The following is an 18,549-nucleotide window of genomic DNA, read 5'->3' as shown; positions in this document are numbered from 1 at the left end:
GTATAAACAAAAAAACTCAGACTAGATTCGTCTGAGTTTTTCTTATGATCTTAATTTTTTCAAAAGAGTCTGCGCTTTTTCTAAATTAAAGGTTTTTTCAGCAATCAAGTTTTCTACTAGCTTAGGTACTTCTGCCTCAGTCGCACCTGCTAAAAGTGCTAACGATTTTGCCTGAAGTTTCATGTGTCCATGTTGTATCCCTGTACTGACAAGAGCCTTAAGAGCTGCAAAGTTTTGAGCCAGACCAATTGACACGATAATTTGAGCCAATTCTTTGGCAGATGGATGACCTAGCAACTCATGACTGAGTACGACTCGAGGATTGAGACCAATCGAACCACCCTTGGTGGCAACTGGCATCGGCATGGTCATCTCTCCAATAAGCTCTTCGTTTTCCGAATCAATCCTCCAACGACTGAGACCTTTATAGCTACCCTCATGACTCGCATAGGCATGCGCTCCCGCTTCAATGGCACGCCAATCGTTTCCAGTAGCAATCAAGAGAGCATCAATTCCGTTAAAGATTCCCTTGTTGTGAGTCGCTGCTCGATAAGGATCTGCCTGAGCAAACTGACTGGCTAAAACCATTTTTTCTGCCAACTCACGCGCTTCATCCTTCTGGCGACTCAAATAACGAAAGGCAATACGACAAGTTGCTGTTACTAGAGAATCTGTTGCATAGTTGGATAGAATTCCCATTAAACTTTGCCCTTGACTTAGAGCCTCTAAACTTGGTTTTAAAGCTTCAAGCATGGTATTGAGCATATTAGCTCCCATGGCTTCCCGAGTATCGACATGGAGATAAACTACTAAAAAGTCAGCCTCACCAGAAATTTTTTCAACTGTTAGCTCTCTCGCTCCACCACCACGTTTGACAATAGAGGGATAGGCTTGATTTGCCAGTTCCATCAGTTCCGACTTTTGACTCAGAATAGCCTGACGAGCTTGGTCACCATCTGGGACTTGATAGAGAGCCACTTGACCGATCATTTGGCGTTGGTGAACCTGAGCAGTAAAACCGCCTGCTCTTTTGATAATTTTGCTGGCAAAACTAGCTGCAGCAACTACAGATGGTTCTTCGGTCACATAGGGAACGGTATACTCCTGACCATTTACCAGAACTTCTGGAACTACTGAGTAAGGAAGCGAGAAGGTTCCTACCACATTTTCACTCAATTGGTCCGCAACTGCTAGACTGAGATTTTCATTCTGCTCAAGACTTTCTTGGGCTTCGATAGAAGCAAGCGCCTGAGATTTAACGAACTCGAGGCGCTCTTGAATTGATTTTTTAGCAAATCCATTCCAATTTTTTTTCATTATTTTTCAACCTTGCTGTAGCGACGTTGGTGTTCTACAATCTCAACAAGGGCATAGTCTTGCCCTTCATAACCTGACATCGTTGCAGATCCAGACTCATCTAAGTTGGCTTCCTCAAAGAAGATTCGTTCATAGTCAGCAACACTCAAAGCTTGACGTTGGTCTAGCAAGTCTAAGCGATTATGCTGCAATTGTTTTTCATAGCCTTCAACCAATTCCACACTAAAGAACTCAGATACAGCACCACTACCATAGCTGTAGAGTGCAATCTTATCTCCAGCTTTCAGGCTATCAGAATTTTCAAGAAGAGACAAGAGACCTAGGAAGAGTGAACCTGTATAGATGTTCCCAACTTTTTGGCTATAAATAATAGATTCATCAAAGTGCTTTTGAAGCAAGTCCTTCTTCTCTTGAGGCAAGGATTTGTCTAGGATTTTTTTCAATCCTTTGAGAGCTAGCTTCGGATATGGCAAGTGGAAACATACAGCTTCAAAATCCTCCAAGTTACAGTCATAACGCTTTTGGTACTCTTCCCAAGTCGTTTTTAAGCTATCAAGATATTGCTGTGTTGAGTAAACCCCATTTACAAATGGTGTTGTCGAGTAATTTGGACGCCAGAAGTCCATAATATCACGAGTCTGCGCAACGTTATCGTTGTTGAATACCATAACTCGTGGATTTTGGCTAATCAACATGGCAACACAGCCGGCTCCTTGAGTTGGTTCTCCAGGAGTTTCGACACCATATCTTGCAATATCACTAGCCAGCACCAAAACTTTTGATTTAGGAGAATTCTCTACATGTAACTTAGCATAGTGAAGTGCCGCAGTTGCACCATAGCAAGCTTCCTTGATTTCAAAACTACGAGCAAATGGTTGAATCCCAAGCAAACCGTGTACAAAGACAGCTGCAGCTTTACTCTGGTCAACCCCAGACTCTGTCGCTACGATAACCATATCAATCTCTTGCTTATCTTCTTCAGTCAGGATAGAATTTCCTGCACTGGCAGCCAAGGTAACGATATCCTCTGTTAAAGGAGCGATACTCAATTCTTTTAAAAGGAGTCCTTTACTCAATTTTTCAGGATCAATTCCTCGGGTTTCTGCTAAATCTTGTAATTTCAAAACGTATTGACTGGTTGCAAAACCAATCTTATCAATACCGATTGTCATATTTACCTCTATTTTTATCATTCATTGTAAAAAATCGTTCACCTCTATTTTATCACAATTGAGGTCAAATGAGCTAAAAAAGACTTGATTCACCAAATCAAGTTCATTATCTCATTTTTCAAACAGAACTTTAGGGCTACAAAAAATCGAGTCTTAGCTAGCTCGATTCTTTTTGAGATAATGATACAATTTCAACAAAACTGTCCCACTGGCCATTCCAATGGAGATAACAAGGGCCAACATCATGACTAACATGGCACTAGAAATGGCATGGCCGTAGTCACCTGTAACGAAGAAGGAAGTGGTTCGGTAAGATAGATAACCTGGTACTAGTGGTGCCAGAATGGCTAGGGCAAAAACCACTGCTGGCGTTTTGTAGAGAATACTCATAATCTGGCTGACACAAGAACCAATCACCGCAGCAATAAAGGTTGCTAAAATGACGTTAGTCGGCTCCTTGAGTATCAGATAGAGTAGCCAGATAGACATCCCTAAAACTCCACCAGGGATGAGCATGGAACGCTGGACATTTAAGACGATTAAGAAGGTAATAATGGCAAGCAAACTTGCCAGAGCTTGCAATAAAAATGTTGTTAGTGTCATATTAGTTCATGAGTACGAGGGCAACTGATGTTCCAGCCCCTAAGGCAAGGGTAATCAGCAAGGATTCAAACATCTTGCTCATACCAGAGTTAATGTGATTGGTCATAATATCTCGAACAGCATTGGTCAGGGCAATTCCAGGTACAAAGGGCATGACCGCACCCGCAATGACCAAATCAGCTGTCGATGGTAAACCAGAATAGCGCGCCCAAAATTGTGCAATCAAACCAAAGACAAGAGCTCCTGCAAAAGCTGTCATAAAAGGAATACGAATAAACTTTTCTACATAGAGAGAGAAAGTAAAAGCAAACAAGGTCGCCACTCCTGCCCCTATTGCATCGTAGACATTCCCACCGAACATGATTGAAAAGAAAGGAGCACTGAGGGTCGCTGCAGCAGTTAGTTGAACATTGGTATAGGGAGATGCCTTAGCATTCAATTCCTTTAGTTGGATAAAGGCTGTCTCCAAATCAAGCTGTCCTGATACAAGCTGCCGTGAAATCTGGTTGACATCACATACCTTCTCAATATTATAAGCAGAGGAGGTCACTCGCTTCATACGAGAGATATTTGTATTTTCAATGGAGAAAAAAATGGCGGCAGGCATGGCTAAAACATTACAATCCATAATGCCCTGTGAATGAGCAATCCGAATCATGGTATCTTCAACACGATAAATCTCAGATCCGTTTCGAAGCAGTATCGTTCCTGCTAGCATAATGACATCGATCACTGCATTCAGTTGTTTGACTTCGTCCATGTTTTCCTCCTTCTAAAACTCCTTTTATTTTATCATAAATTTGAAGGAAAAAAAATCTTTGTCACAAAAACTGTGACAAAGATTGATTAATTATCTGTATTATGTTCGTCTGTTTGATTATGTGTTGACGAAGATGGAGTCGATTGACTTTGTGATGGCACTGTACTATCTACTCTGTTAGTGTTACGCTGGCTCGAAGATGGAACCGAAGAAGATGATGGTGGGGTTTTTGGTTTATAAATAGAAATCTTTATACGTGTCGTACTTAGATCAATTTTCTCACCTAGTTTTGGACTTTGATCGACAACAGTTCCTTCAGCAGTGCCCTCAGGTGCTGTCGAAACCTCTACGACTTCGATATTAGCTTCCTTGACACCAACAATTTGAATTAAGTTATTCTTTGTAAATTCAAGACTTGAGCCAATGTAGTTTGGCATAGTTATCGTCGTCACCTTTTTCTTCTTAGCAACAGTTAAAACGATAGAAGTTGCCTTGCTAAGATCATAAGTCGTACCTTCTGCTAAGCTCTGTTTTAAAACCACACCTGGTTCTGATTCACTGGACTCTTCTTCTTCAATCTTAATCAGATTTTCAGGAACTTTTTTCCCTTTCAGCTCAGCAATGACATCTGTAGATTTACGACCAACATAATTTCCAAGCTTAAAGGATTGTTGACCTGAAGAAATAATGAGATTAACCTTAGTTCCTTCTTTGCGAGCTGAGCCAGCATCTGGATCTGTTCGGATGACCCGACCTTCTTCTACGGTATCACTCGCTTCGGTCTTCTCCTCACCAATCTCAAAATTCGCTTTTTTCAAGTTTTCCTTAGCTTCAGCAACAGTTTGACCTGCAACTTTTGGAATCTCAACAGTAGCTGGTGTTCTGGATAAAATCCACACCAGAGAAGCGGCAACCAGTACGAAACTTGCTAGTAGAACTAGATAACGTGCTTTAAATCGACGTTTTTTCACTGGTTTTTCCACAGATTTTTTAGCACTTACTTCTGGGCTAGCTTTAGTTGCCTGATGGCTTTCTGTCTGTGGTTGAACCTTAGGAATAGAGGTCAAGGTTGTCTGAGAAACCTTTGGCAATGTCTTTGTGTCCGCCTTAGTAGCATCATCAAAAACAAGTTTTGGTTCATTTCTGCGGTTATAAGATAGACTGCTAGATAAATCAACATACATCTCTGAAACCGACTGGTATCGATCTGTAAGCTTTTTAGCAGTTGCTTTGATGACCACATTCTCCAAAGCTTGGGGAACAGATGGGTTTTCAGCTATGACCGAAGGAAGAGGTTTTTGAAAATGCTGGAGGGCTATAGTTACTGCACTATCGCCATCATAAGGGATATGCCCAGTCAGCATCTCGTAGAAAATAATCCCCATGGCATAGATGTCACTCTGCACAGTTGCCTTAGAGCCACGAGCCTGCTCAGGTGACAAGTAGTGAACAGAACCCAGCATAGAGTTGGTCTGAGTCAGACTAGTCTCTGCAAAGGCTACAGCAATCCCAAAGTCCGTCACCTTGGCCGTTCCATCAGGAGTTAAAAGAATATTTTGAGGCTTTAAGTCACGATGGACAATACCTTTTGTGTGCGCCAAGCGCATCGCTAAGAGAATCTGTCCCATGATACGGACAGCTTCTTCATTTGAGAGGGGATAGTGTTCTTTGATATAGCGCTTAAGATCAAGACCAGCTACATATTCCATAGCTAGGTACTGTTGACCGTCCTCTTCGCCGATATCCGTTATCCGAACGATATGGGGATGATCTAAGTCAGCCATTGCACGCGCTTCACGTTGAAAACGCGCAACAGCAATCGGGTCAGTCTGGTAGTTAGTCCTCAAGACCTTAACAGCTACCTCTTCCCCATCTAAAATCAAATCCTTGGCCAGGTAGACATCTGCCATCCCTCCACGGCCAATTTGTTTGATAATCCGATACCGCCCGGCAAAAATCTTGCCGATTTGGATCATTCTGCCGCCTCCTCCTTAATCGAAACAAGGGCAACTGTAATATTATCAAGCCCTCCGGCATTGTTGGCAAAGCGTACCAAAGTGGCTGCCTTATCATCAAGCGAAATATCGCTTGTCACAATATCATAGATCTCACTGCCTGAGATCATATTGGTTAGACCGTCACTATTCATGACCAGATAGTCACCTGGTTCCAAGCTGACAATTCCAAAATCAGGTTGAATTTCGTCTTTTTGTCCGATAGATTGGGTGATGATATTCTTTTGTGGATGTGCTTCAGCTTCTTCAGGTGTCAATTGACCTGCCTTAAGCAATTCATTGACCAAAGAATGATCACTGGTCAATTGATGGTATTCTTCACCACGAATCAGACCGATACGAGAATCTCCAATATGAGCATAAATAGCTTGATGATCAATGATTGCCAGGGCTTCTAAAGTTGTCCCCATTCCCTTGTAGGCTTCATCACGCCCCATTTGATAAATCTTTTGATTTTCAACTTCTAGATGGTGGGCAAACCATTCGCGAACTTCATTAACGGTGTCAATCTGCGTATCAACCCAGGCAACACCTAAATCAGTTACTGCCATTTCGCTAGCAATATTACCTGCACGGTGTCCTCCCATCCCATCAGCCAAGATGATCATTGTACGACCGGCACGGTTGACAAAAAGATTGACATAGTCTTGATTATTTGTACGTTTCTGACCCACATCTGTTAATAATGAAATCTCCATTGTGTCAGTTCCTTCCTACTTGGATATCTTGCGAAATTGGCTGATAAAGAATCCATCACTTCCGTATAATTCCGGAGTAATGAGGATACAACCATTTTTCACGATATCCTTACATTCGTGTTCTAGTTTAACCTGCTCGAACTCTGGATGACTTTCTAAAAATGCTTGAACAACTTGAAAGTTCTCTTCAGAGACAATAGTGCAGGTACTATAAGTTATTATACCACCTTTACGTAGCGTTTGACAAACACTACCTAATATTTCCAACTGAATTTCCTGTAATGACGCGAAATCTGCTGTCTCTTTATTATATTTGATATCTGGTTTTCGACGCAATAGACCAATCCCTGAACAAGGAGCATCAACAAGAATCTTATCAAATTGATCCTTACCAAAAAATTCATGCACTTTTCGAGCATCCAGTTTTTGCGTTTGGACACGGTCCGCTACACCTAGTCGCTCTGCATTCTCTTGAATCAAAGTGAGTTTATGATCGTAGAGATCTAGAGCCGTTACCTGACCTGTCGTCAAATAGGATGCCATATGGGCGGTCTTTCCACCAGGGGCCGCACAAGCATCTAAAACCTGCTCATCTCCTTGTAACTCTAGTGTCGGTGCAACCAACTGACTAGACTCATCCTGGATAGTAATAGTCCCTTCAGCAAACAAATCATGGCCTGCAAAGTGCCCCTGTTCCTTAACCAGACCAGCAGGAGATAAAAGAGAATCACTTGCGCCAAGCAAAACTTTGATTTCCTCTTTTCGGCTCAAATCTGTTACGCGAATACTGGCTTTATTCCGTTGCAAAAGACTTTCAAAAATCGCTTGCGCTCGCTCTTCTCCATACTCTTCCTTGAGTTTCGAAATCAACCAAACTGGTAAAGAGTAGGCAATGGAATCACGCTTGTTTTTACGTTTGATACTTGCAATATCTGGCAAGCCCTCACGCAAGATACGGCGCAGAACAACATTGACCAGTTTTTCACTACCCTTCTTACGAGATTTTGCAATTTCCACTGCCTCATTGACCACTGCATGGTCAGGAAGCTTATTCAAGTATTGAAGTTGATAGACACTCATGAGAAGCAGAACATAGAGCCAGCTATCTAGCTTATCTCTATCCTCAATAAAGTGAGAAATGTACCACTCCAATGTAAGTTTTCGAGCTACAGTTCCATACACAAGCTCTGTCACCAAGCCCTTATCTGTCAGAGATAGCTGACTTGCTTTTAAGTGTTTATTTAAGGCGATATTGGAGTAAGCTTGTTGGATAAAGACATCCTCCAATACCTCTAGGGCTAAACTTCTAGCCGTTTCTACTTTAGTCACCAAATCGTTCTCCTACTGCCAAAGTTCGTCCCACACCGTTAAGGAAGGAAGCAATGTCCATCTTAGGTTTTCCTGCTGGTTGAACTTGCTTGAATGATAAAGCTCCTTCTGCTGTTGCGACGATCAATTCTTTCTTGCCGATGGAGAGTATCTCACCCGGAGTCCCTTGACCATCTACTGGTAGAGCTTCATAAATCTTAAAACGATCTCCCTTGAGGAAGGTATGAGCAACTGGCCATGGATTCATCCCACGGATTTGGTTAAAGAGTTGACGATTGGTCTTGTTCCAGTCCAATTTTTCTTCCTCAGGTTTGATATTTGGCGAAAATGTAACCTGGCTTGGGTCCTGTGGTTCTGGTTGAATCTCACCAGCAATGTATGCAGGCAACGTATCCAAAAGCAGATCACGACCAACAATTGCCAATTTTTCAAATAAGGTTCCAACATTGTCCTCATCTGTAATTGGAATGCTACGACGAGAAATCATATCTCCGGCATCCATTTCCTTGACCATTTCCATAATGGTTACTCCTGCCTCCTCATCACCCTGAATCAAGGCATAATGGATAGGAGCACCACCACGGTGTTTAGGAAGGAGGGATGCATGAACATTGACTGCAAAATCCATGCTATTAAGGAGTTTACTTGGGAGAAATTGCCCAAAGGCGGCTGTTACAATCCCATCAGCACCCAAATTCATGATAGTTTCCATTTCTGGACTACCCGATAATTTTTCAGGTTGGTAAATAGGAAGTCCTGCCTCTTTGGCAGCTTGTTTCACTGGGGTTTCTTGGATAACTTTTTTACGTCCGACAGCACGGTCTGGCTGAGTCACGACAGCCACAATTTCATAGCGATCATCTGTCAAAAGTCCCTTCAAAACGGTTGCTGAAAAATCGGGAGTTCCCATAAAGATTAATTTTGTCATATCTTCTCCTTCTTATAAAAACTGTTGCGGTTCGTGGTCAATACTGAGACGAAGTTCGCTATTTTCCCGTTCTTGTGTCAAGGCCAAGACCTGGTTAAGGGTTGGACCCAGCTCATCTTCTAAACGGTATTTAATTAAAATCTGATAATGATAGAGGTTATGAGTACGAGCGATCGGTTTAGGGGTCGGTCCTAGGATTTTACTAGCATCCGACAAACCTGATCGCAATATTTCCATGACTTGATAAGCACGTCTAAGAACCTCTTCTTCTTTCTTATGAGACAAGGTAATTCCAATAGTGAAATAATAAGGTGGATAACCCAACTGACGTCTGATACCCATTTCATAGGCATAAAAGCCTTCATAATCCTGATCTTTGGCAAAACGAATGGCGTAGTGTTGAGGATTATAGGACTGAATCAAGACCTGACCTGCCTTTTCAGCACGACCTGCTCGTCCTGCCACCTGGGTCAAGAGTTGAAATGTTCTCTCAGAAGAACGGAAATCAGGCAGATTCAAGGCTGTATCCGCATTAAGAACACCAACCAAGGTTACATTTGGAAAGTCCAAGCCCTTGGCAATCATCTGGGTTCCTAGCAATATGTCCGCTTCACCATTGCCAAATTGTTCAAGTAGAGCTTGGTGACTGCCTTTTTTACGAGTTGTATCTACATCCATTCGCAGAATGCGAGCCTCTGGAAAGAGTTCAGCCAGCTCATCGTAGGCCTTTTGAGTTCCTGTTCCATAGTAACGAATACTGCGACTCTGACAGTTTGGACAGACATGAGGAATTTCTTTGGAAAAACCACAATAATGACAGTTCATCGTCTTAGTATCCATGTGAAGCGTCAAGGAAATATCGCAATTAGGGCAGGTATCCACGGTCCCACATTCCCGACACATGACAAAACTAGAATAGCCACGGCGATTGAGCATGAGAACAACCTGCTCTTTTTTATCCAGTCGATCTTGAATGGCCTCAATCAGTGGTGGTGTAAAGTTTGACGTTTCATTTTGCCCAATATAATCACGGAAGTCAATCAGTTGAACTTCAGGAATGCTTGCTAAAGGATTGGCCCGTTGCGTCAGACGTAGATGTTGATAAACACCCTTACCAGCACGCGCACGACTTTCTAGACTTGGTGTTGCAGAACCAAGGACTAGGGCAGCTTGATTGTACTGGGCTCGTAAAAGAGCCACATCTCTAGCATGATAACGAGGATTGCTATCTTGCTTATAGCTAGCCTCGTGCTCTTCATCGATAATGATAACACCTAGATTTTTTAAAGGTGCAAAAATAGCCGAGCGAGCCCCAACAACTACCTGAGCATCTCCACGCTCCACCTTGCGCCACTCATCATACTTTTCACCGTTGGACAAGCCTGAGTGGAGGATGGCAACTTGCTCACCAAAACGAGCAATAAAGCGCTCTGTCATTTGAGGTGTCAGAGAGATCTCTGGTACAAGAACAATCGCTGTTTTTCCCATATCCAAGGCACCTTGGATAATCTGCAGGTAAACCTCGGTTTTCCCACTTCCTGTAATTCCTTGTAAAAGAAAGGGAGGGTGTTTCTTCCCAATCGCTCCAACAACCGCCTCACAGGCTTCTTTTTGTTCTGGATTTAACTCTAAAGATTGGCTAGATTCAATACCTTCAAAATAAGCCGCTGAACGTTGCACTTCTTTTTGCACTATGGTGATAGCACCATGTTCCACAAAGAAATTAACTTGTTCACGTGAGTAATGTTCTAACAAATCAGCCAAAGGAACTGTTTCAGGATGTACTAATAAGTATTCTCGCAGTTCCAATTTCTTCTTGGCACGATTTGAAATTTCTAGCTTTTCTAATTTGTCAAGATTCACTTCAACCCAAGACTGCGTCTTAACCTTCTTCTGATCCACAGCTTGATACTCTAATTTCAAGAGCCCTTTTCGAGTCAATCGCATCATCTCAGCTTGCTTTTCTAGGTCGAGAGATGAAAATGCTAGAGACTCCTGTGAACCAAATAAGCGTTCTCTATCTTCTTGACTTAAGCCTTCCAGAGGATAGAGGATCTTATCATAGCTAGAATTCAAAAATCCCGGAAGCATAGCTTTTAGAATGGAAATCTTGTATGAAAAAACTGACTTACGTAGTTCTTCTGCCAACCAGAGTTGTTCCTCCGTTAAAACTGGAGAAAAGTCAAGAACCTCGGCAATCTCTTTCAAACCTTCGTCCGCCACATCTGCAGCAACTTCTTGTTCAATTCCAAGAACAATACCCTGAATCAAGCGATTGGCCTTCCCAAAGGGTACATGAACCCGCATGCCAACTTCCAACATCCCTTCAAATTCTTCAGGAACCTTATAACTGTAGGGTTGATCCGTCTGCATCAAGGGAACATCCACAATGATTTTTGCAATAGCCATTTCCTCACCTCCTTCTCTTCTTAAATCGTTTCATTTGAGTGAGTATTCTTGCAATAGAAAAAATAAGATTGAGTCCCCCCAACCTTAAATTTTTTCACCTTCTTCTTTTTCTTTCGCGATTTGCTCTTTGATTTTCTTTTCTTCTTCTTCTTTCAATCGTCTTTCTTCTTCGATACGACGACGAACAGCCTCGCGTTTTCCTTCTGGATCTGGGTGGATGGTTACATTCCCTGATTCAATTTCTTCTAAGGCACGAAGAGTAGATTTCTCAGATTTAAATTCTTGAGTAGCAGGTGCTCCAGCTTCTAATTCGTGAGCACGCTTTGCTTCCAAGATGACGAGTGAATATTTTGATGGTACCTTGTCAAGTAAGGTATCAATAGAGGGTTTAAGCATCATTTGTTTGTACCTGTTTTCTAAATTTTATCGAATAGTCGGAGACTTTGGTAGCATATCCTGATAATGACCAATCACGCGGTCTACACGGAAATGTTCAGCCTCAATGACACGTTTCACACGCTCGGCAGCTAAAGGAACATGGTCATTGACAATAGCGTAGTCATACTCACGCATCAAAGCAATTTCTTCCTTGGCTTTTTCGATACGCTGAGCAATCACTTCTGCACTATCTGTACCTCGGCCAACGAGACGGTCTTGCAATTCTTCCAAATCTGGTGGTGTTAAAAAGATAAAGACCGCATCTGGAACTTTTTTCTTAACCTGGAGAGCTCCCTGCACTTCAATTTCAAGAAAGACATCAATTCCCTTATCAAGCGTTTCATTAACATAAGTCAGAGGAGTTCCATAATAGTTACCCACATACTCTGCATACTCTAACATTTGCCCTTGACGGATCAACTCTTCAAATTCCTCCCGTGTACGGAAGAAATAATCAACACCATCTACTTCACCTGGACGTTGTGCCCGCGTTGTCATAGATACAGAATATTGAAATTGATTTTCAGAACTCTCAAAAATTTCTCGTCTAACCGTTCCTTTTCCAACTCCAGAAGGACCTGAAAAAACGATTAGTAAGCCTCGGTCTGCCATTATATCTCCTTTGGATAGTTTGTGAAATGACTTGAAAATTTCTGTAAGATTATATATCTAAAGCCATTTCTGCTCGCTACAATCTTTCTATCTAGTGTAACAAAAAAGCAGTAATTTTTCAACTGCTCTTTCTTATTTATTTTGCATAATCAACTGCACGAAGTTCACGAATCACGGTTACCTTGATATTTCCTGGGTAATCGAGATTGTTTTCGATTTTCTCACGAACTTTATGAGATAAGATTGTGACCTTGTCATCCTTGATTTGACCTGGATTTACCATAATACGGATTTCGCGACCAGCTTGAAGGGCAAAGCTATTTTGAACTCCTTCAAAGCTATTCGCAATTTCTTCAAGGTCATGGAGACGTTTAATGTAGCTTTCGAGTGACTCACTACGAGCTCCTGGACGGGCTGCGCTTAAGGCATCCGCTGCAGCAACGATAACTGCGATCACACTTTCAGGTTCTACATCTCCGTGGTGACTTGCAATGGTGTTGATTACAACTGGATGCTCTTTGTACTTGCGAGCTAACTCGGTACCAATCTCAACGTGGCTACCTTCTACTTCACGGTCAATGGCTTTACCAATATCGTGAAGGAATCCCGCACGACGAGCAAGGGTAGCATTTTCACCAAGTTCGCTGGCCATAATACCAGCCAACTTAGCAACTTCAATCGAATGACGCAAGACATTTTGTCCGTATGAAGTACGGAACTGCAAGCGACCCATGATCTTCATCAAGTCTGGGTGAAGGTTCGGTGCACCAATTTCATAGGCTGCGGCTTCACCATATTCACGAATCTTGTTATCAATCTCTTGACGATTTTTCTCAACCAACTCTTCGATACGAGCTGGGTGGATACGTCCATCCTTAAGCAAGGTTTCCATCGTCATACGGGCAATCTCGCGACGGATAGGGTCAAAACCTGACAAGGTTACCACTTCTGGAGTGTCGTCAATGATAACATCAACCCCTGTCAAACTTTCAAAGGTACGAATATTACGTCCTTCACGACCAATGATACGACCTTTCATAGTATCATCAGGCAGATGAACCGTAGAGTTGGTAGACTCAGCCACATACTCACCAGCAATTCTCTGCATGGCTTGAGACAAGATGTCCTTAGCCAATTTGTCGGAACGTTCCTTAACTTCTTGCTCAGCCTCACGAATGCGACTAGCAATTTCCTTAGTCAAGTTTTCCTCTGTCTGGGCCAAGATAATGTCTTTTGCTTCCGACTGAGTCAGAGTTCCAATACGCTCTAGTTCAGCTTGCTTTTGTTTCTCAATTTCTTCTAGTTGCTCTTCACGTACATCAAGGTTTTTTGCTCTATCAGAAATACTTTGTTCTTTTTGTTCAAGTGTTTTTTCTTTGTTCGTCAAATTGTCATCTTTACGATCAAGACTGCTAGCACGTTCGGTCAAACGACTTTCGATTTGCTTGAGTTCTTGACGTTCTGATTTAAATTCAGCGTCCACTTCTTCACGGTATTTTCTGGCTTCTTCTTTGGCCTCCAATAGTGCTTCTTTTTTAAGAGACTTGCTTTCGCTCTTAGCTTCATTGAGTAATAAATCCGCTTCGCGCTCAGCTTGTCCTCGTAAATTAGTTGCTTCTTGTTCAGCATTTAAAAGCATCAGCTCTGCAGCCTCTTGTGATGATTTCATCTTGACTGAGATGCTGACATATCCAATGACTAAACCAATGATGACGGCAAAAACAACTATAACAATCGCCATAATTTCCATGTTTTTACCTCAATTTATTTGTTTATCCGAATGATATGCATTCTTATACATTCTACCATAAAAAATCATTTTTAACAAACCTTAAATTGAAGTTATTTTGATCATTTCAAGGCTAAAAATCCTTATTTTCCCTAATAAAATAGGCTATTCTCCCTAAGTAAATTTTTAAAGATTTTTTTAGAAAAAAATAAGTTAAAAAGCCTACCTTTCAGTAGACTTAATAATGATCTTTAAAGGATAAAAAAGCGATGCTTTCACCATCCATCATATAAATCAAGCGATTTTCTGCGTCAATACGACGCGACCAAGCTCCTTGGTACTCATACTTGAGCGGTTCTGGTTTACCAATTCCTGTAAAAGGGTCGCGTTGAATATCCTTGATTAGTTTATTGATTCTTTTCAATGTTTTCTTATCTTGGTTTTGCCAGTAGCAATAATCCGCCCAGGCATCTTCTGTGAACTTGAGTAGCATCCATCACTCCTCAATCACATGCACCTGAGTATGTCCTGCACGAACTTGGGACATTCCTCGCAAGACCTTGTCAGAAAGCTCCTTATTCTGAGCAATTCTCAAGGTTTCTTGAATACTATCCCACTCACTCTTTGAAAGAACGACAATATCCTCGTCAGGATTTTTGTTGACCACAGTCAAAGGTTCAAACTCATCGTTTACCTTCTTCATATAGTACTTCAAATGATTTCGGAATGTTGAGTAAAGAACTGCTTCCATAACCATACCTCGTTTTACCTCTTTTCCATTATTATACACGAAAAGAATAAAATTGTCAGGAACTTGTACAAGTTTTCCCGCTTCTATCTATTTATTCGAAAAAAACTAAAAAAGCCTACCTTTCAGTAGACTTACTTTGTTTCGATTCTGATTGGTACTCTGCCAAAATTTTGTTCTGCGATACTTGGGTGTCCTAGTTGGTAAATCTGGTCTGCCTTTTGAGTCATGGCATCCCAGGGCTCTTTGCCGATTCTACTAACTAGATTGACCTGCTCTTTCAGAGACTTGAGGTGTTGTCTGCCTTTTTCAGTAAATCCAAGAACGTGAATGGCTTCAGGCAAGTCACTTTCTCTAGCCTGGACCAAGATATAGGTCAAGAGGCGGCTGACACGTGCTTTGGTATAGCGTTTAGTGGCAACTGACTCTACCAATTCTTCCAAAGTCTGTGACGTCTTAATAGCCTCCTTGATGCGTACCGCCATTTCTTGATTGACCTGATAGATGGTTGTTAGGTCTGGATTTGACAAGATTTGATAGCGAAGCAAAGGATAATAATCTTCCCAGTTTACTTTACTAGCATTTTCAAAAAGGGCAACCGAAGGCATAAAGCGTTCTAAGAAATCTTGGTCATTTTGGTGCTGACGAAGAGCTGTCGCCGAGGCAAAGTCTACATCCTTGTCCACAGAATGGTAACCTGCTCCCTGACGTTGAATTGGATGAAGTTTGATATTTCGTTCAGCAACCGCCTTGGCATAGGCGAGAGCAAGAACATGATTGGGCGTATCTCCAGAAAAATCAAGACCAGCAAACTCCTTCCACATAGCTTGGGTTTTCTGAGGGTAAGAAAGAGAATCAGGTAAGTTTTCCATGAAGAATTCCATCTCTTGACCACGTTCTGCGTATAAATCAGCAATTTGCTGGTAATCCAGAACTTCCTCTGTCCCAAAAGCTAAAGTATCAATCCCCAAATGATCCAAGATATCTACTGAACCTTGACCAAAGAAATCCGCTGCTTGTACACTGACTAAAAAGGGTAATTCTACAACTAAATCCGCACCATTTTCCAGCGCCATTTGAGCCCTTGTCCACTTGTCAACGATAGCCGGCTCTCCACGTTGCATGAAATTTCCAGACATAGCCACAATTTTCAGGCCATCTGCCTGTTCCAGCAGGTATTTATGGCCATTATGAAAAGGATTGAACTCCGCAATAATACCTGTAATGGTCATGGTAACCTCCTACTTCTTCGCGACGAAAAACCAACGGGTGCTGGTTTCTGTAGGCTCCTTGTCTTCAAAGTCTGCATAGAGTTTGAAGGACTTAAATCCAGCCTGCTCCAGCAAAATATCATAGGTTAAGACTTCATAAGTTCGTTCCTCATGAACTTCATCATGACGACTAAAGGAACCGTCTGCTTCCTTGACAAAGAAGGTCAGTTCATGCACGATTGAGTGAGGAGCTTCGTCCTCATAGGTATCCCAAAGCATAGCGAAGTCTTCCGCATTTTCATGATAAGAATAACCTGGGAAGACCTCATCTGTCTGGTAAGTCGAATGCACATCAAAGATAAAGACGCCATCTTCATTGAGGGCATTGTACACTTCCTTAAAGACGTCTCCAACCTCCACTTCATCTTGCATGTAGCAGATAGAGTCCGAATAACAAGTGACAAAATCGTATTTACCAGCCTTAGATAAATCCAGCATATTGCCTTCAATAAAATCAATCTTTTGCTTGGCTGAAGCCGCTCTCTTTTCAGCAATCTTCAACATATCCGCACTCAAATCAAGTCCAGTCACATCAAAACCAGCTTGCGAAAAGCGAACGGACTGGATGCCTGTCCCACAAGCCAATTCCAAGAGTTTCTTTCTCTCCTTGGCCTTAGGCAAATGACGCAGAGAAAAATCCGTCCATTTATCATATAAACTATCGTCCATGACCGCATCATAGACCGCCGCAAAGGTTTCATAAGTTGCCATAATCATGATACCAAGAGCGTCCATGGCAAACACCACTCGCCCTTTACCTTTCAATCAATTTTTCTAAAATAAGCAAATAAAACCCAGTTGACTGCAACTGAGTTCAATTGTAACGCTATAGTCTTTTCGTTTGCTTTTAGTACTAGGCAACGAATTGCAGGCATAACTAGAGTTAGGAAAAATGAGTTAACGCCGTAATAAAAGATAAAGGAAAAGACTATAGAGTTTCTGATAAATCTACAGAATTAGCCTCATGCCAGAGCTTTTCTAGGTTATAGTGGGCACGCATTTCTTCTGAAAAGATATGCACAACGACACTGCCGAGGTCTAGCAAGACCCAACCTCCAGCCGCATCACCTTCGACATGGCTGCCTTTAAAGCCTGCTTCCGCTACTTTTTCACGAATATTGTCAGCGATAGCATCCAACTGACGGCTATTCATAGAGCTGGTGATAACAAAGTAGTCTGTCACGCTGGTCAAATCTTGTACATCAAGTGCGAGGATATCCTCCGCGCGTTTTTCATCAGCCGCTTTCACGACTAGTTCTAATAATTCTTTTTCGTTCATTTAATCCTCTTTCAAATAGTGCACATAGGCGTTATAGGTTTCAAGGGTTTGGGGATAGATGGGAAATCCTTGGTGAGCTAAATGCTCTACTGTGTGAGCTGTCTCGTAGGCCACCGCCTTATTTAGCGATAGTTCAGCAATCTCACGCGCCTCACCTACTCCTGGAAAGGCACGATTGTGCTCGATATAGTCTGCGACGTAGATAACCTTATCAAGGTCCGTCATCTGACTAGCTCCGACTGTATGAATTTCAATAGCCCGTAAAATTTCAGGATCTTTCAAATCCAAATCTTCCTGAATCTTGTAAATCCCGACCATACCATGCCAAACATTATTGCCCCAGTTTTTGAGGTCAGAGTCAAGTTGATATCGATCAATCAAGTCTAGAAATTCTTGATCTGATAGCTTTTTAGCATAGTCATGAAGAAGACCTGCCAAACCAGCTTTCTCAACATCCACACCAAAGCGCTGAGCCAATTCAATGGCTGCACGCTCCACACCCAAACAATGGGTCAACCGCTTCTCGGGTAGAAGCTCTGCCATTTTTTCCAATAATTCCTCACGGGAACAGTTTATATAGTCCTGGTATGCCATCAGTAAAGCCCTTCTTTCTCGATATAGTCTAGTACAGGCTTAGGTAGGAGAAAGTTAGGTGTGCGTCCTTGGGCGATGAAATCACGCACCATGCTGGATGAAATATCCATGAGAGGCACATCCACCCAGATAACTGGATAAGAAGTCCCTGCCTTGTAACGTGGACGCTGAACCCCCACAAACTGAACCAAATCGACCAATCCGTCAATTCTATACCACTTAGGCAGATAGTCTACCATATCGGCACCGATAATGAAATAGTAATCTGTATCTGGATTCTTCTCTGTTAAAAGCTTCATGGTGTCGTAGGTGTAGGAAACTCCCTTGCGTTCTAGCTCGATGGTCTCAATAGCTAAACCTTCGATTCCTTCGATAGCCAATTCAAGCATTTTGAGACGGTGGTGTTCAGGAATGGTTTCCTTTTTATCTACGTGAGGTGGTTGGTATTCAGGCATGAGCAGAACCTGGTCCAATCCCAACTGTTGGCGCACTTGATCTGCAACAATCAGATGGGCATTATGAACGGGATTAAAATTTCCACCCAAAATACCGACTTGTTTGCGTTTTTTATCCTTGATTTCTGGCTCTAACTCCACTTTTGTAAAGGGAGTTAATAATTCAATTGCCATAGGTTAATCTCCTTTACT

19 protein-coding genes are annotated in these 18,549 nt (G+C 42.1%); all 19 read right to left on the bottom strand.

Going from position 1 to position 18,549, the window contains the following annotated elements; all coding sequences use genetic code 11:
- Nucleotides 1–42 precede the first annotated feature (42 nt).
- The 19 genes from QM460_RS05455 to QM460_RS05365 all read right to left on the bottom strand — a co-directional run bounded on the left by QM460_RS05455 (nucleotide 43) and on the right by QM460_RS05365 (nucleotide 18,531).
- Complete coding sequence (locus tag QM460_RS05455; RefSeq protein ID WP_414289466.1) at nucleotides 43–1,317, bottom strand: hydroxymethylglutaryl-CoA reductase, degradative; 1,275 nt, start codon at nucleotides 1,315–1,317, stop codon at nucleotides 43–45.
- Complete coding sequence (locus QM460_RS05450) at nucleotides 1,317–2,489, bottom strand: hydroxymethylglutaryl-CoA synthase (RefSeq protein WP_414289465.1); 1,173 nt, start codon at nucleotides 2,487–2,489, stop codon at nucleotides 1,317–1,319. The genes QM460_RS05455 and QM460_RS05450 overlap by 1 nt, the downstream gene beginning before the upstream one ends.
- A gap of 153 nt (nucleotides 2,490–2,642) precedes the next feature.
- A complete protein-coding gene (locus tag QM460_RS05445) occupies nucleotides 2,643–3,092 on the bottom strand; it encodes a threonine/serine exporter family protein (protein WP_049503410.1) in 450 nt (149 codons plus the stop codon).
- Nucleotide 3,093: 1 nt separating this feature from the next.
- Nucleotides 3,094–3,852: a threonine/serine exporter family protein gene (locus tag QM460_RS05440; protein ID WP_414289464.1), complete on the bottom strand. Its 759-nt coding sequence runs from the start codon at nucleotides 3,850–3,852 to the stop codon at nucleotides 3,094–3,096.
- A gap of 86 nt (nucleotides 3,853–3,938) precedes the next feature.
- Nucleotides 3,939–5,828: a Stk1 family PASTA domain-containing Ser/Thr kinase gene (pknB, locus tag QM460_RS05435; protein WP_414289463.1), complete on the bottom strand. Its 1,890-nt coding sequence runs from the start codon at nucleotides 5,826–5,828 to the stop codon at nucleotides 3,939–3,941.
- Nucleotides 5,825–6,565 carry a Stp1/IreP family PP2C-type Ser/Thr phosphatase gene (locus QM460_RS05430; RefSeq protein WP_070461160.1) on the bottom strand — a complete coding sequence of 247 codons (741 nt, stop codon included), beginning with the start codon at nucleotides 6,563–6,565 and terminating at the stop codon, nucleotides 5,825–5,827. Before QM460_RS05430 ends, pknB begins: the two co-directional genes overlap by 4 nt.
- A 15-nt stretch (nucleotides 6,566–6,580) precedes the next feature.
- Nucleotides 6,581–7,894 carry a 16S rRNA (cytosine(967)-C(5))-methyltransferase RsmB gene (rsmB, locus tag QM460_RS05425; protein WP_414289462.1) on the bottom strand — a complete coding sequence of 438 codons (1,314 nt, stop codon included), beginning with the start codon at nucleotides 7,892–7,894 and terminating at the stop codon, nucleotides 6,581–6,583.
- Nucleotides 7,887–8,822, bottom strand: coding sequence for a methionyl-tRNA formyltransferase (gene fmt, locus QM460_RS05420; RefSeq protein ID WP_414289461.1), 936 nt, complete (start codon nucleotides 8,820–8,822; stop codon nucleotides 7,887–7,889). The genes rsmB and fmt overlap by 8 nt, the downstream gene beginning before the upstream one ends.
- A 12-nt stretch (nucleotides 8,823–8,834) precedes the next feature.
- Nucleotides 8,835–11,231 (bottom strand): primosomal protein N', encoded by a 2,397-nt coding sequence (locus tag QM460_RS05415; protein WP_414289460.1) that lies wholly within the window; start codon nucleotides 11,229–11,231, stop codon nucleotides 8,835–8,837.
- Nucleotides 11,232–11,315: 84 nt separating this feature from the next.
- Nucleotides 11,316–11,630: a DNA-directed RNA polymerase subunit omega gene (gene rpoZ / locus QM460_RS05410; protein WP_006146546.1), complete on the bottom strand. Its 315-nt coding sequence runs from the start codon at nucleotides 11,628–11,630 to the stop codon at nucleotides 11,316–11,318.
- Nucleotides 11,631–11,654: 24 nt separating this feature from the next.
- Nucleotides 11,655–12,281: a guanylate kinase gene (gene gmk / locus QM460_RS05405; RefSeq protein ID WP_000775049.1), complete on the bottom strand. Its 627-nt coding sequence runs from the start codon at nucleotides 12,279–12,281 to the stop codon at nucleotides 11,655–11,657.
- A gap of 136 nt (nucleotides 12,282–12,417) precedes the next feature.
- Nucleotides 12,418–14,031, bottom strand: a complete 1,614-nt coding sequence (locus QM460_RS05400; RefSeq protein ID WP_000404896.1) for a ribonuclease Y — start codon at nucleotides 14,029–14,031, stop codon at nucleotides 12,418–12,420.
- Nucleotides 14,032–14,248: 217 nt separating this feature from the next.
- Entirely contained in the window at nucleotides 14,249–14,503 is a 255-nt protein-coding gene (locus QM460_RS05395; protein WP_414289459.1) for a Txe/YoeB family addiction module toxin, read from the bottom strand.
- Between the two features lie 3 nt (nucleotides 14,504–14,506).
- A complete protein-coding gene (locus QM460_RS05390; protein WP_414289458.1) occupies nucleotides 14,507–14,761 on the bottom strand; it encodes a type II toxin-antitoxin system Phd/YefM family antitoxin in 255 nt (84 codons plus the stop codon).
- A gap of 131 nt (nucleotides 14,762–14,892) precedes the next feature.
- The gene (locus QM460_RS05385; RefSeq protein ID WP_414289457.1) at nucleotides 14,893–15,990 is read right to left on the bottom strand and encodes a nucleotidyltransferase; all 1,098 of its coding nucleotides are present in this window, start codon (nucleotides 15,988–15,990) and stop codon (nucleotides 14,893–14,895) included.
- A 9-nt stretch (nucleotides 15,991–15,999) separates the two neighbouring features.
- Nucleotides 16,000–16,740: a class I SAM-dependent DNA methyltransferase gene (locus QM460_RS05380; protein ID WP_061863647.1), complete on the bottom strand. Its 741-nt coding sequence runs from the start codon at nucleotides 16,738–16,740 to the stop codon at nucleotides 16,000–16,002.
- 217 nt (nucleotides 16,741–16,957) lie between these two features.
- On the bottom strand, nucleotides 16,958–17,308 hold the full coding sequence (gene rsfS / locus QM460_RS05375) for a ribosome silencing factor (protein ID WP_049508897.1): 351 nt from the start codon (nucleotides 17,306–17,308) through the stop codon (nucleotides 16,958–16,960).
- Nucleotides 17,309–17,902, bottom strand: a complete 594-nt coding sequence (gene yqeK / locus QM460_RS05370; protein ID WP_414289456.1) for a bis(5'-nucleosyl)-tetraphosphatase (symmetrical) YqeK — start codon at nucleotides 17,900–17,902, stop codon at nucleotides 17,309–17,311.
- A complete protein-coding gene (locus QM460_RS05365) occupies nucleotides 17,902–18,531 on the bottom strand; it encodes a nicotinate-nucleotide adenylyltransferase (RefSeq protein WP_414289455.1) in 630 nt (209 codons plus the stop codon). Before QM460_RS05365 ends, yqeK begins: the two co-directional genes overlap by 1 nt.
- Nucleotides 18,532–18,549 lie beyond the last annotated feature (18 nt).

This window comes from Streptococcus infantis (genome assembly GCF_047464415.1).
Lineage (GTDB): Bacteria > Bacillota > Bacilli > Lactobacillales > Streptococcaceae > Streptococcus > Streptococcus infantis_AE.
This window is presented reverse-complemented; position numbering and strand designations above follow the sequence as displayed.

Bases quoted from the DNA above. Each gene is read 5' to 3' on its own strand.
- QM460_RS05455 (WP_414289466.1), bottom strand. From the start codon at position 1,317: ATGAAAAAAAATTGGAATGGATTTGCTAAAAAATCAATTCAAGAGCGC.
- QM460_RS05450 (WP_414289465.1), bottom strand. From the start codon at position 2,489: ATGACAATCGGTATTGATAAGATTGGTTTTGCAACCAGTCAATACGTT.
- QM460_RS05445 (WP_049503410.1), bottom strand. From the start codon at position 3,092: ATGACACTAACAACATTTTTATTGCAAGCTCTGGCAAGTTTGCTTGCC.
- QM460_RS05440 (WP_414289464.1), bottom strand. From the start codon at position 3,852: ATGGACGAAGTCAAACAACTGAATGCAGTGATCGATGTCATTATGCTA.
- pknB (WP_414289463.1), bottom strand. From the start codon at position 5,828: ATGATCCAAATCGGCAAGATTTTTGCCGGGCGGTATCGGATTATCAAA.
- QM460_RS05430 (WP_070461160.1), bottom strand. From the start codon at position 6,565: ATGGAGATTTCATTATTAACAGATGTGGGTCAGAAACGTACAAATAAT.
- fmt (WP_414289461.1), bottom strand. From the start codon at position 8,822: ATGACAAAATTAATCTTTATGGGAACTCCCGATTTTTCAGCAACCGTT.
- QM460_RS05415 (WP_414289460.1), bottom strand. From the start codon at position 11,231: ATGGCTATTGCAAAAATCATTGTGGATGTTCCCTTGATGCAGACGGAT.
- rpoZ (WP_006146546.1), bottom strand. From the start codon at position 11,630: ATGATGCTTAAACCCTCTATTGATACCTTACTTGACAAGGTACCATCA.
- gmk (WP_000775049.1), bottom strand. From the start codon at position 12,281: ATGGCAGACCGAGGCTTACTAATCGTTTTTTCAGGTCCTTCTGGAGTT.
- QM460_RS05400 (WP_000404896.1), bottom strand. From the start codon at position 14,031: ATGGAAATTATGGCGATTGTTATAGTTGTTTTTGCCGTCATCATTGGT.
- QM460_RS05395 (WP_414289459.1), bottom strand. From the start codon at position 14,503: ATGCTACTCAAGTTCACAGAAGATGCCTGGGCGGATTATTGCTACTGG.
- QM460_RS05390 (WP_414289458.1), bottom strand. From the start codon at position 14,761: ATGGAAGCAGTTCTTTACTCAACATTCCGAAATCATTTGAAGTACTAT.
- QM460_RS05385 (WP_414289457.1), bottom strand. From the start codon at position 15,990: ATGACCATTACAGGTATTATTGCGGAGTTCAATCCTTTTCATAATGGC.
- QM460_RS05380 (WP_061863647.1), bottom strand. From the start codon at position 16,740: ATGGCAACTTATGAAACCTTTGCGGCGGTCTATGATGCGGTCATGGAC.
- rsfS (WP_049508897.1), bottom strand. From the start codon at position 17,308: ATGAACGAAAAAGAATTATTAGAACTAGTCGTGAAAGCGGCTGATGAA.
- yqeK (WP_414289456.1), bottom strand. From the start codon at position 17,902: ATGGCATACCAGGACTATATAAACTGTTCCCGTGAGGAATTATTGGAA.
- QM460_RS05365 (WP_414289455.1), bottom strand. From the start codon at position 18,531: ATGGCAATTGAATTATTAACTCCCTTTACAAAAGTGGAGTTAGAGCCA.